The sequence below is a fragment of the Virgisporangium aliadipatigenens genome (genome assembly GCF_016863615.1).
Taxonomy (GTDB): domain Bacteria; phylum Actinomycetota; class Actinomycetes; order Mycobacteriales; family Micromonosporaceae; genus Virgisporangium; species Virgisporangium aliadipatigenens.
This window is the reverse complement of sequence record NZ_BOPF01000047.1, coordinates 24,815-38,212: the sequence shown is the minus strand read 5'-3', so window position 1 is coordinate 38,212 and position 13,398 is coordinate 24,815. Positions and strand designations below refer to the sequence as shown.

The following is a 13,398-nucleotide window of genomic DNA, read 5'->3' as shown; positions in this document are numbered from 1 at the left end:
TCGGACGGCGTTGCGCCGGGCCTGACAGAGGTCAGCGGCGGGAGCCGCGACGCTCGTAACGGCCGATGTAATTGCTCAGGCGGGCGGCCTCTTCAGCGGTGATCCTGCCTTCCTGCTCCGCGACGACGAGCAGATCGACGACGACCTCGTACTCGCCGGCGTCGTTGATCCGGCCGCGACGCAGCACGTCACCGAGAACGTTCTTGCGCTCGAAGGGCAGGCTTTCCGCGGTGACCAGTTCCCAGAACCGGTCGACGTGCGGACCGGCGGCCTCGTTCCCGTACGTGAAGAACGCCGACTCTAGGTGGCGCAGCCCGGCGACCGTCTGTGGCGGCTGCGTCATCAGCTCCTTGAGTTCCGCGATCTGCCGCGGTCGGCGCGCACGGCCAGGTCGCCACCTGGCACCGATGGTGATCGACGCTCTCGCCGTCCGGCTTCCCGGAACTGCCGAGAACATTGCGCCAGAGGGTCGGGCGTGGATGAACCGTACGGCGGCTACGGCGGCCGGGCGTACGGTTCTAGGTCGACGCGTTCAGGGGTGTTGCCAGACCCGAGCCGGCGCGGTCGAGCATGGTGCGGACGGTGCGGATCCGTTCGGCGGCCGGCCGGTCGACCTGCCAGTAGTGGACAGCGGTGCCAAGTACGGCGACGGCGACGTTGATGATCAGCATGATCTCCGCCTCGGCGAGGTGTGGATGGCGGTCCCGCGCCCAGACACGCAGGTCGGCCACGAGTCGTTCGGTCATCGGCCGGGCGGAGCGAGACAGTGCGGGCGATCCGGCCTTGAGGCGCAGGTGTACGACGATCTGTGACTCGAACTCCTCGAGGTACCGGACGATGATCTCCACCAAGGACTGCCAAAGCGGCTCGCCGTCGGGCCGTTGCTCCATCAGGCGGCGCTGGAACTCCTGCTCGTGCGGGCCGTAGGTGACGACCAGCTCCTCCTTGCTGTCGAAGTAGTTGAAGAACGTGCCGCGTGCGACGTTCGCCGCCGCGGCGATCTGGTCGATGCTGACGGCGTCGAACCCGTGCTCCGCGAACAATGACAGCGCCGCCGCGTGTATGCCCAGCCAGGTCTGCTCCCTCTTGCGGGCGCGGAGTCCCACCTTTTGCGGGCGGCCGGTCTCCGAGAGCATGGCGCGAGTCTAGCCGTCACCGGTGACGATTTTGTACGGGATTCAATATTGAACCCAGTGTAAAGTTTGTCCTATGTTTCCACCCGTGCGAACGATCGAAGCCGTCACGGCCATCGCAGCCACCCCACGGAAGGTGTGGGACGTGCTGACCGATTTTCCGAAGTATCCGCTGTGGACCACGTACATCCAGCGGCTCGAAGGGCGACCCGTGGTCGGCAGCCGGCTCAAGGTGGTCCTGGGGCCGCCGGGCCGGCGGCCGTACGTCGTTCATGCGCCTGTCCTCGAGGCCACTCCCGGCGCGCGGCTGGCGTGGGCTGCCGTGATCCCCGGTGCGGGCTGGCTGCCGCGGGCCATCTACACCGGCGTGCACGAGTTCGTGCTGAGCGCCGTTGCCGACGGCGGGACGCGGCTTACCCATCGCGAGCATTTCGGCGGGTTGCTGGCCCGGCTCGTCAAGGAAGGCCCACGCGGCGCTGACGAGGGTTTCACCGCCTTCAACCAGGCCCTGAAGGCGCGGGCCGAGTCCTTGCCGACGGGCCGCCGCTGATTGTCGGTGTGCGAGACCGTCCACACCCGACCGCATTGTTGTGCACTGTCGCGGGGTGGCCGGCTTTCGTCAGCTTGGTGCCGTCGTCACAGGGCGATCGGGCGGTATGCCAGGTCGGCGAGGACATGACGCACGACTTTGACCAGCCCGCTTCGGGCGATGTCGGACCGGCGGTCGCGTGAATGCCCGTTCGATCAACTCTTCTCGGTCCGGCAGCAGGTGGGATTAGCGTTGCTGCTCAAGCCACTCGTCGAAGGTGGTCGGCGCGATGTGGGCGTCGGCACCGGGGAGCAGCACGTCGCCGGCCCAGTCCGGGCCGAACAGCGACGACCAGGTCGGCACGAGCTTGACGTGGCGGCCACGCGCATCGTTCGTGCGTCGTGCCATGTCCACGAGGTCCTGCGGCTCCGGGCCGGCGACGTCGCGATAACGTCCCTGCGGCGGGCCCACGGCGACCTCGGCGAGGACCGCTGCGACGTCCGCCGGGGCGACTGGCTGCACGAGCAGCGGCGGGATCGGGGCGACCCTGTCCCGCTCGGTCCAGCCGACCACCGTCGCCGCGAAGTCATGGAACTGGGTGGCCGGCACGATGGTCCACGGCAGTGGGCCGGAAGCGACCAGCCGCTCCTGCTCGCGCTTGCCGGCGTAGTGCGCGTTGCCCTCGATGCGCCCGAGCGCCGCGATCGACAGCAGCACGTGGTGACGCACCCCGGCCGCCTGCCCTGCGGTCAGAAGGTTGCCGGTGGCGGTGCCGAAGAGGGCCACCGCCTCCGCCGCGGACCCGGCCGGGTAGTTAGTGGCGTCAACGACCGCCTCGACCCCGGCCAGGGCCGCGTCCAGCCCCGCGCCGGTGGCCAGGTCGACGCCGAGCGATCGGCTGAGACCCACCGCTTCGTGGCCGCCGCGCGTGAGGGCCTCGACCGTGAGTGATCCGACGTTGCCGGTCGCGCCGGCCACTGCGATGCGCACGGGATCAACCTACGACCGGCACGCGGCGCCGGTCCACCGGCTCAACCGTTCGGTGCGCCCGATCCTCAGGGGCCATGCCGGAACGCGGTCCGGACATGCCCGAGTAGTGCGACGATGTCGGCCGCTACAGCGATATCCCGCCGAGCAGGTCGGTGAGACGGGTGTATTCCGGGGACTCCGTCGGCGTGCGGGCCAGAGCCTGTTGCCCGCAGCGCATCATCAGGGTGGTGACCGAAGACTCGGGCGGTGGGGTCGCGGTTGCCAGTTCGGTCAGCACGTCGGTGACGGGTGCCGCGTCGTCGCGCATCAGCGCGTGCACGAGTAGCGTCATCGCCGCCGCTCTGGTCTGCGACGACCACGGAGCATAGTTGCAGGAAACGATCACGGCACACCGCCGGTAGGTGTCCTCCCGTTCGGCGGGTGTCAGGTCATGGCGCACCGGCAGCAGCCAGACCTCGAGCAGTGCCTGGGCGACTGACTGGTGCGGCGGCCCGAGCCAGCCGGCGAAGGTCACCGCGGCCGGGGCGAGCGTGCTTCGCGCGAGCGGCAGCAGCGCGAGCGCCACCTCGTCGTCTCGGCCGCCGCACTGAATATGGCTGCGCCGCAGGAAGTAGTCGAGTGACTCACTCGACGTGAAGGCGCCGTACGGGGGTGAGGTGATGTTCCACGACCAGAACGGATCGGGCGGCGGGACCTGCGCCGTGCCGTCGCCGAGGCGGACCCGCACGTCGCGGGTGTCGGCGCCGGGCGGCCCGGTCGGGGCGCCGATCCGTTCGACCGTCAAGGATTGCAGAAGGCTGTCCCATTCCTCGTCGTCGAGCTGTGAGTGCCATAGCAGGCATTCGTCGTGCCACGCCTCGACCGGTGCGCGCGAGCCGGGAAAGAGCCGTCCGGCGTCGACCGTTTCGCCGGTGACAAGGATCAGCACGAGGAGGTTGGCAGAGTACTGGGCCTGGCGGGCGGCGGCGGTGAGTCGCCGCGGTTCGTAGGCGGCGACGGCGTCGTGGCGCGGGGGATGGCCGGCCGTGGTGAACAGTCGCAGCATCAGGTCGGTGTGCGCGGTCCGGGCTGTGGCGTCGAGGGCGGCGGCCATGCCGCGTAGGAACGGCACGGTGGCGGTGCGGACGGTCAGCGTGGCGAAGGAGAGCAATGCGTGCAGCAGGCTGTGATCCGTCGGGCCGAACGACAGCGTGGTGGCACCGGCGCGGGCCACCGCGTCGCCGAGCACCTGCCAGGTCAGTCGCGCGACGAGATACTCCCCGAATGTCGAGTGCAGGAACTCGTACGTCCCGACGACCGCGTCGTCGCGCACCGCCTGTGCCCGGTGCACGAAGAAGAAGCGGCCGAGGACGACCTCCGCCTGTCCCAGCCGGGCCCGTGTCCCGACCGGTGCAGCCGCCGGTGCGCCGAGCAGCGCGGTGAGGTCGCGTTCGAGGTCGTCCTGCGTGACCCATTGACTGGAACGGTTGAACATGGCGAACGCCACGACGGACAGCCGACGCAGTTCCTCGTCGGTGGCGCGATCGAGCGCGGAGCCGGCGAGATCCGCCCGGTGTTTGGTCACCTCGCGGGCGGCGAAGCGGCGCAGCAGCCGCTCGTAGAGGTCGCCGAGGCTGAGCGGACCGGCCTCGAGGCGTTGCAGCGCATTGCCGTCGGCGTCGTAGAGCGCCAGCATCAGCAACAGCAGCGGCTGGCCGGCGAGGTCGGGATAGCGGCACACCGTCGTCGCGTCGAGCGGGCGCAGATCGTGGTCGTCGAAGTGGTCGCTGTTGGCCGCGTTCCACGGCAGCAGCCAGGCCTCGATACGTCGGCGGTCGAACGGCTCCAGCCGCAGCAGCACGGTGCCCACCGGGGTGCGGGCGCGGCCGGCAACGCTGACCCGGCTGGTCACCACGACCGCTACGGCGCGCCCCTGCTCGGACTCGCGCCGTTGGAACTCGGCCACCCGCTCCAGATAGTCGCTCTGGCTGACGCCGGTGGCTTGCAGGAGTTCGTCGAAGCCGTCCAGCAGCACCACCGGCAGCGCGCCGTCGGCGGAACGGGCGAGGTCCGGCCAGTCGATGCGCTCGGACGTGGCCGCGCGGACGGCCTGCTCGATCTGGTCCTGGACGTCGGTCGTGGCGGCCACCTCCCGAAGGCTGACCAGAACCGGCAGGAAGTCGGTCGGCGGTAGCCGGGCGGCGAGGACCCGGCTGAGGACCGACTTGCCTGCGCCGGGCTGGCCGAGCACCAGCAGCGGCGCCTCGGTCGCCACCGGCGAGGTCAGGTAGCCGGCCAGGAAGCCGTCGAAGTCCTCGCGTGGGTCGACGCCGTGCCACAGGGCCTCGTTACCGGCGTCCGTGGTCGTGCCGGGCTCCAGCACGCGAAACGACGGCGGGACGTAGGCCGCGTCGAGTGTCGGGACGCGGATCCCGGCCGGAAGGTCGCCGGAGGGCAGGATCGGCCGGATCAGCCAGGCCTGATGCGCCCGGACGAGCGCGGCACGGCGGTCGTCGGGTGCCCGGTCGGAGGCGATCTCGTCCAACAGCGTCGCCATCCGCCGCAGCGACGGATCGAGCGTCCGGATCTCCTCGCGGGTGGCGCGGTGCTCGCGCAGGCCGACCCAGTGCGCCACCTCGGGGAAGTCGCCGCACAGGGCGCGCATCAGCTCGCCATGACGCCCGAGCGCGTCGGACCGGATCTCCGACAGTGCGTGGGTGAAGCGGTCCCACTGCGTCTGTGACACCCGGTCGCGGATCGACAGACCGGCCACGAACGTTCGTAGACGCTCCGACAGCTCGCCGTAGTAGCGGCCGAGCGCGTCCTCGTACTCCTCGTGGGAACCGTGTGGCGGCGGTACGGCGACCTCCGTCGCACGCACGCCGGAGACGAAGTCCCGGGCAGGCAGCTGACCGCCTGCGAGCGCGAGCTGCTCCGCGCGGGTCGTCGCGACGTCCTCGAGCGCGAACGGCAGCGGCGCCTCGGCGAGCGCTTCGAAGTAGGCGGTCACCACGATCACGGTGTGCGCCGCGGTCAGCCGCTGCGTGCGGTCCAGCCGGTCCAGCCCGGAGCGTCGTTCGGACACGCCGCGCACCAGGTCGTGGCAGAGCCGCACGAACTCGACCCGCGCATCCAGCCAGCCGAGCACGGCTCCCACGGTCGGTGCGGCGCCGAGCATGAGGCCGCGGCTGATCCGGTCGAGGGCGGTGATGGTGGCGCTGTCCCCGCCGCCGAGGATCCGGACGGCGTCGGTGTAGTTGAGCGTTCGAGGCAAGGCGTAACTCCCCCGTCGCGGAACGTCGAACTATCATGCGACAGCCGTCCCACACCCACAATGCCGTCGCGTCGCGACGCCACCACAGAAGCACGGCCTCCCCTCGCCACCATCGGTTTGGAACTCGGTGCCCGCGAAGGCATTCCCGCGCGGAGACAGCACAACGTCCCTTCCCGGAACGTACCCGTGCCGATGGAACACCGTGGAACGCCCTTTGATCATCGGCCGGTTCACGGCGGTGATCGGGACAAGGGGAGAGCCGGAGTGCACGCGACACCACAGTTCCACAGGACCGACCGTTGACGGGGGCGGACCCGGCTGCGGCGGGCTCACCGATCTCGCTGCCCAAGGGTGGCGGCGCGATCGGCGGGATGGGCGAGACGTTCGCCGCCGATCCGTTCACCGGCACCGGAACCCTGACCGTGCCGTTGTCCGTGCCACAGGGCCGGGCCGGGATGACGCCGGCACTTGCGCTGCGCTACGGCAGCGGGCACGGAAACGGGCCGTTCGGTCTCGGTTGGCAGTTGGATCTGCCCGGCGTGACGCGGCGAACATCGCGCGGCGTGCCCCGCTACGGGGCCGGCGAGGAGCCCGACGTGTTCCTGCTGTCGGGGGCCGAGGACCTCGTCGCCGTCGCGGTCGCAGCGGGCCGAACCCGCTACCGACCGCGGGTCGACAGCGGCTTCGCCCGCATCGAGCACGTGCACGGCGACGGGCACGACTTCTGGGAGGTGCGTGAGCGCGACGGCCGGTGCACCCGCTTCGGTACGCCCCGGCCGCCGGCCGCGCCCGCGCACTGGCGCGACCCGGCGGTGGTCGCCGATCCGGCCGACCCGTCGCGGGTGTTCGGCTGGTTGATCTCCGAGGTGCGCGACCCGCTCGGCAACGCGATCGTCTACGAGTACCGGCGCGACGCCGGGACGCAGCCGGGCCACAACTGGGACCAGCCGCTACTCGCCGCCTTCCGCTACGCCGACTACGGAGACCCGGCCGACCCCGCCTATCTCGTGCGCGTCGCGTTCGACTACGAGGAGCGGCCCGACCCGTTCTCCGACCATCGTTCCGGGTTCGAGGTGCGGACCACGCTGCGCTGCCGGGCGGTGAAGGTCAGCACCCACGCCGCCGACGGGATCGAGCGCGCGCTGCTGGAGCTGCGGCTCGGCTACCGCACGGCGCCGTTCAACGGCCTGTCGTTGCTGGAGAGCGTCGAACCGCTCGGCATCGACGGTGCGGACCAGGAACGGTTGCCGCCGCTGACCTTCGCGTATTCGGAGTTCAGACCCCAGCGGCAGCGGTTCGCCCCGGTCACCTCGGCCGGGCTGCCGGCCGTCGCGCTCGACGATCCGGGCGTTGCTCTCGTGGACGTACGTGGGGTCGGCCTGCCCGACGTGGTGGAACTCGGCGTCACCGGGCGGGTCTGGTTCAACGCCGGCGGCGGGCGGCTCGAACACCCGCGGGCGCTGTCGCCGTCGCCGCCGCTATCCCTCGCGGAGCCCGGCGTGGTGTTCGCCGACGCCGATGGCAACGGCCGCGCCGACCTGTTCGCACCGGTCGTGCCGGGCGGCACTGCGGGCTACTACCCGACGTCGGGCGCCGGTTGGTCGCCGCGCGGGTTCCGGCGCTTCCGGCAGGCCCCTCCGGTCGCGTTCGACGCGCCGGAGGTGCGCCTTGTCGACCTCGACGGTGACGGGCTGACGGACGTGCTGCGTTCGGGCACGCGCTTGTCGGCGTGGTTCAACGATCCCGACCCGCGGCTGGCCTGGGGTCGCTTCGCACCCGGGGCCGGCGACACGCCGCCGGTCGACCTGGCCGATCCGCGGGTGCGCCTGGCCGACATGACCGGCGACGGCCTGCAGGACATTGTGTTGCTGCACAACGGGAACGTCACCTACTGGCCGAGCCTCGGCCACAACCGATGGGGTTCCCGGGTGGTGATGCGCGACGCGCCGCGGCTACCCGACGGGTTCGACCCGCGGCGGTTGCTGCTCGGTGACGTCGACGGTGACGGTGCCGCGGACCTCGTGTACCTCGGCCGCGGCCGGGTGCTGGTGTGGGGCAACCGTTCCGGCAACGGATGGACACCGGCGCCGGTCGTCATCACCGGCACGCCCGACGTCACCGATGTGGACTCGGTGCAGTTGTGCGACCTGCACGGCACCGGGACCGCGGGGGTGCTGTTCGGCCGCACCGCCGACCGCGCCGGCCGCACGAGCGTGCGCTTCCTCGACCTGACCGGCGGGACCAAGCCGTATCTGCTGACCGATGTCGAGAACCACCTCGGTGCCCGGACCCGCATCACCTACGCGTCCTCGACCGCCGAGTATCTGCGCGACCGGGTCGATCCGGCGACCCGCTGGCGGACCACGCTGCCGTTTCCGGTGCAGGTCGTCACCCGGATCGTGGTGACCGACGCCATCTCGGGCGTGCGGCTGACCACCCGGTACGCCTACCACCACGGCTACTGGGACGGGGTCGAACGGGAGTTCCGGGGCTTCGCCGCCGTCGACCGGTTCGACAGCGAGGAGTTCGCCGCACCGGGGTGGGCGCCGGACGGGCACTTCGCGCCGCCGACGCTGGCACGGACCTGGTTCCACGTGGGGCCGGTCGCGGACGCGGACGGCGACTGGGTCGAGCTGGACCTCAGCGACGGGTACTGGCGGGGGGACCCGTCGTTGCTGTCGCGTCCGGACGATCAGGTGGCCGCGCTCGCCGCGTTGCCGCGCGCCGCGCGACGCGACGCCCTCAGGGCGTTGCGGGGGAACGTCGTGCGCACCGAGTTGTACGCCCTCGACGGCTCCGCCGCGGTCGAGCGCCCGTACACGGTGTCGGAGACGGTCGTCGGGGTGCGGGAGGAGCCCGCGCCGGCGGGCGAACCGGGGCACCGCCGGGTGTTCTTCCCGTTCACCGTCGCCGGGCGCACCACGCACTGGCTGCGCGGCGACGACCCGTTGACCCAGCTCGCGTTCACGACCGGCCTCGACCGGTACGGCCTGCCGACCGGGCAACTCGCCGTCTCCGTGCCCCGTGGCCGGGATCCGCGCATCACCGACCGGAACGCGGCCGAGCCGTACCTGGCCACGTACACCGCCACCGAGTACGCCCGTCGCGACGACGCCACCGGATACCTTGTGGACCGGATCGCGCGGGTCACGACGTACGAGGTCGTCAACGACGGGACGGCGGCCGTCGCGGCGTTGCCGTCGGCGGTCGTGGCCGCGGCGGGCGGCGGGAACCGCGACGGCGTGTCGCTGCGACTGCTCGGCCACACGCGCAACCACTACGACGGCGACGCCTTCGAGGGGCTGCCGGTCGGCACGCTGGGCGCGCACGGGCTGCCGGTGCGGGTGGAGACGCTGGTATTCACGGACGACTTCCTCGACACCGTCTTCGACCCGGACGACCCCGACGCGATCACGCCGAGGCCGGTCTTCCTCGACCCCGCCGGCAGATCCCCGTGGCCGAACGAGTATCCGCAGGAGTTCCGCGCGGCGCTACCGCCGCTGGCCGGCTACGTGTACCGCGGCGAGGACGCGGTGCCGGGTTCCCCGGCCGGGTACTACGTCGCCGTCGCCCGGCACCGCTACGACGTCCACGAACCGGAGCGGGCGCCGCGCGGGCTGCGCCTGTCCTCGCTCGACCCGTTCGGTGCGCCGACCCGGTTCGCGTACGACGTCCACGACTTCTTGCCGGTGCGCACGGTCGACGCCGCCGGCCTGGAGGTGACCGCCGAGCACGACCTGCGGGTGCTGTGCCCGCACACCGTCACCGACGTGAACGGCAACCGCACCAGCGTCGTTCTCTCCCCGGCCGGGCTGGTGACGGCGCGGTTCGTGCGGGGGAGTGACGGCACCGGCGACGCCGCGGCGCCGAGCGTGCGCCTCACCCACGACCTGTTCGCGTTCGTCGAGCGCGGCGAGCCGGCGTCGGTGCGCACCACCCGGCGCGTCTACCACGACACCGATCCCGATGCGCCCGCCGCGCACCGCGACGACGTGCTCGTGGCGGTCGAGTACTCCGACGGGTTCGGGCGGGTCGTGCAGACCCGGGCACAGGCCGAGGAGACCCGCTTCGGCGATCCGGCGTTCGGCGGCGGAGTGCTGCCCGGCGGCGACCTCGCACCCGTGACGGAAACCGTCGGGCGCACGCGGGCCGCGTCCGAGCCGGAGAACGTGGTGGTCTCCGGATGGCAGGTCTTCGACAACAAGGGCCGCCCGGTGTACCGGTACGAGCCGTTCTTCAGTACCGGGTTCGACTTCGACGCACCCGGCGAGGCGCAGTTCGGCCGGCGGGTGACGACGTTCTACGACGCGCTCGGGCAGGCGGTGCGCACCGTGCACCCCGACGGCAGCGAGGAGCGCGTCGTGTCGGGTGTGCCGTTCGACCTCGCCGATCCGGATCGCTTCGCGCCCACCCCGTGGGAGACCTACACCTACGACGCCAACGACAACGCCGGTCGCACCCATGCCGAGGCGGCCGCCGGGTATCGCGCGCACTGGAACACTCCGGACCGCGTGCGCATCGACGCGCTGGGCCGAACCGTGGAGTCCGTCGCCGGTTTCGGCCCGACCGGCGCCGACGGATTCGTCACGCGCAGCGTCTACGACATCCGGGGGAACCTGCTGAGCCTGACCGATCCGGCCGGGCGCGTGGCGTTCCGATACATCTACGACCTCGCGGGACGGCGGTGGCGCACCGACGGTGTGGACGGTGGGCGCCGCGACAACATCCCGGACGTGTTCGGCAATCCGGTCGAGGGCCGCGACGCGCGGGGCGCCCTGCACCTGGGCACCTTCGACGCGCTCAACCGGCCGGACCGGATCTGGGCCCGCGACGCGCCGGGACAGCCGACCACCCTGCGCCAGGTCGTCAGCTACGGCGACGGCGGCCGCCCCGACCAGCCGGCCGCCGAACGGGCCGCCGCCCGCGCCGCGAACCTGCTCGGCCGCTGGTCGCGGCACCGCGACGAGGCGGGCATGTCGGTCGTCGCCGCGGCCGACCTCAGTGGCAACGTGCTGGAGTCGACCCGCCGCGTCATCGCCGACGCGCCCGTCCTCGCGACCTACGAGCGGGCCGCGGCGAACGGATGGGAGGTGGCACCGTTTCGGGTGGACTGGACCCCGGCACCGGGCCGTACCGCGGCCGACCGTGACGCCGAACTCCTGGAAGCCGCCGGCTACACCACGAATACGCGCTACGACGCGCTCGACCGCGCGACGCGCCAGCTCCTACCGTCCGATGTGGACGGACACCGGCGCGAGCTGCGCTGCGGGTTCAACCGCGCGGGGGCGCTGGAGTCGGTGACGGTCGACGGCACCGCACATGTGGAACGCATCGCCTACGACGCCAAGGGCCAGCGGGTACTGGTCGCGTTCGGCAACGGGTTGATGACCCGCTACGCCTACGATCCGCAGACGTTCCGGCCGGTGCGCACCCGCACCGAGCGGTTCACCGCCCCGGCCCCGGCCACCTACCGGCCGACCGGTGCGCCGGTGCAGGACATCGGCTATGTTCACGACCTCGCCGGCAACGTCGTCGCCGTGCGCGAGCGCACGCCGGGCAGCGGTATCCCCGGCAACCCGGACGCGCTCGGCGTCACCGACCCGGTGCTGCGTGCCCTGATCGCCGGCGGTGACGCGCTCGACCGCCGGTTCGGCTACGACCCGATCTACCGGCTGGTGAACGCCACCGGACGCGAGCATCAGGCTCCGCCGCCCGGGGGACCGTGGAACGACCAGCCGCGCGGCACCGACCCGACGCGCGCGCAGGCATACAGCGAGTCCTACGAGTACGACACCCTGGGCAGTCTGACGCGGCTGGCGCACCGGAGCGCGGGCGGGTTCGACCGCCGGTACACCCTCGACGGCGGCAGCAACCGACTGAACCGGCTGACCGTCGGCGGCACCGGGTACGACTACGCGTACGACCCCAACGGCAACCTCGTCGCCGAGACCACAACGCGCCGCTTCGCCTGGAACCATCTCGACCAGTTGGCGACGTTCGAAACACGCACACCGGGCGCGGAACCGTCGGTGCACGCCCACTACCTGTACGACGCCGCGGGCGCCCGCGCCAAGAAGCTGGTGCGCCGACAGGGCGGTGCCGTGGAGGTGGTCCACTACGTGAACGGCACCTTCGAGCACCACCGCTGGAGCGGCACCTCCCCGGGTGCCAACAACCACCTGCACGTCAGCGACGGCCAGGAACGGGTGGCGATCCTGCGCGCCGGTGCGGCGCACCCTGCCGGCGGCGGGCCGGCTGTCGCATACCACCTCCGCGACCACCTCGGCAGCTGCGCGGTCGTGGTCGACGGCACGGGCGCGGTGACCAACCGCGAGGAATACACCCCTTACGGGGAGACGACGTTCGGCGGCTTCACCCGCAAGCGCTACCGCTTCCACGGCATGGAACGCGACGAGGAGAGCGGCCTGAACTACCACGAGGCCCGCTACCTGCACCCGGCGCTCGGCCGGTGGGTCTCGCCCGACCCGGTCGGACTCCGGGCGCACCCGAACATGTACCGCTTCGCGGCGGCCAACCCGATGCGCTACGTCGACCCCGCCGGCACCGACGAGCGGGCGGCCACGGCCACACCCGGGCTCAAGGACCAGCAGGTCCGGCAGATCACCGACTTCGTCCAGGAACTCGCCGACGAATACCTCGAACCGGCGCTGCGGCGCCTTCCCGGAGAGAAACCGAGCCCGTTCGGCACCCGCCTGCACACGATCCTCCAAGCCGTCGTGGAGAGTGCCCCCTTCAACGCCCCCGGAGTGGCCGCCAACCGGATCCTCACCGAGGTCGTGATCGACGAGAAGGGCGTCATCATCGCGTTCGCCGGGAAACCGGGCGGCTCACCGAAGTACGCGGTCACCGTCGACATCGCGATCCTGCGCAAAGGGCTTTCCAGCGAAGGGCCCATCGTCGGGATGAAGGCGAAGGACGCCCTCGTCGCCGGGATCGACTACAAGACCGGCGACGCCAAACTCAGGAAGCGCCAGATCGCGCTCTTCCGGAAGATCGACAAGCCGCTGTTCAAGCTCAAGGCCGGCGGCGACCTCACCGCGGAGATATCGGGCTCCAGCCGGCCCAACCCGTACCGTGCCCTTTCCGGCGCCGACGAATCCCGCGGTCCGGGTGTGCGGGGTGGTGCGGTCCGCAGCGGCGTGATGGCCGCGACCGCCGCGATCGGGGCGCTGGCCGTCTTCCAGTACCTCACCACGGGGGAACTCCCGAGCGTCGGCGACGCGGTGCTGGCGGCGGCGGAGTCCCGGGTCCCGGTGGTCGGACTCGCCACCGCCCAGGACCACAACGACACCGTGATCCCGCTGCTGTGCCTGTACGCCTTCAAGGTCTGCGCGGCCGTCGCGGTGGGCGCGGCGGTCGGCTACGTGGCGGCGAAGAACGTCGAGGTCACCCAACAGAAGCTGCACGAGATGCGCTGGTCCTGGATCAACGGAGCCATGAGACAAGTCGGCGTCATCGCGCCCTGACAGAGA

The 13,398-nt window shown here is 71.6% G+C and carries 6 protein-coding genes; 2 read left to right on the top strand and 4 right to left on the bottom strand.

Annotated elements, in window-relative coordinates; translation table 11 throughout:
* Nucleotides 1-31 precede the first annotated feature (31 nt).
* The gene (locus Val02_RS41155; RefSeq protein ID WP_203904780.1) at nt 32-343 is read right to left on the bottom strand and encodes a hypothetical protein; all 312 of its coding nucleotides are present in this window, start codon (nt 341-343) and stop codon (nt 32-34) included.
* 175 nt (nt 344-518) lie between these two features.
* Nucleotides 519-1,136 (bottom strand): TetR/AcrR family transcriptional regulator, encoded by a 618-nt coding sequence (locus tag Val02_RS41150; protein WP_203904779.1) that lies wholly within the window; start codon nt 1,134-1,136, stop codon nt 519-521.
* A gap of 85 nt (nt 1,137-1,221) precedes the next feature.
* Here Val02_RS41150 and Val02_RS41145 point away from each other — a divergent pair, with 85 nt between their 5' ends.
* Nucleotides 1,222-1,683 (top strand): SRPBCC domain-containing protein, encoded by a 462-nt coding sequence (locus Val02_RS41145; RefSeq protein ID WP_203904778.1) that lies wholly within the window; start codon nt 1,222-1,224, stop codon nt 1,681-1,683.
* Nucleotides 1,684-1,908: 225 nt separating this feature from the next.
* Here the strand turns inward: Val02_RS41145 and Val02_RS41140 are convergent, their stop codons facing one another.
* Nucleotides 1,909-2,652: an SDR family oxidoreductase gene (locus Val02_RS41140; RefSeq protein WP_203904777.1), complete on the bottom strand. Its 744-nt coding sequence runs from the start codon at nt 2,650-2,652 to the stop codon at nt 1,909-1,911.
* Between the two features lie 124 nt (nt 2,653-2,776).
* Entirely contained in the window at nt 2,777-5,905 is a 3,129-nt protein-coding gene (locus Val02_RS41135) for an NACHT domain-containing protein (RefSeq protein ID WP_203904776.1), read from the bottom strand.
* A gap of 299 nt (nt 5,906-6,204) precedes the next feature.
* Here Val02_RS41135 and Val02_RS41130 point away from each other — a divergent pair, with 299 nt between their 5' ends.
* Entirely contained in the window at nt 6,205-13,392 is a 7,188-nt protein-coding gene (locus Val02_RS41130) for a SpvB/TcaC N-terminal domain-containing protein (RefSeq protein WP_203904775.1), read from the top strand.
* The last annotated feature ends 6 nt before the right edge of the window (nt 13,393-13,398 follow it).

Coding starts and splice junctions, on each gene's coding strand:
- Val02_RS41155 (WP_203904780.1), bottom strand. CDS start 343: ATGACGCAGCCGCCACAGACGGTCGCCGGGCTGCGCCACCTAGAGTCG.
- Val02_RS41150 (WP_203904779.1), bottom strand. CDS start 1,136: ATGCTCTCGGAGACCGGCCGCCCGCAAAAGGTGGGACTCCGCGCCCGC.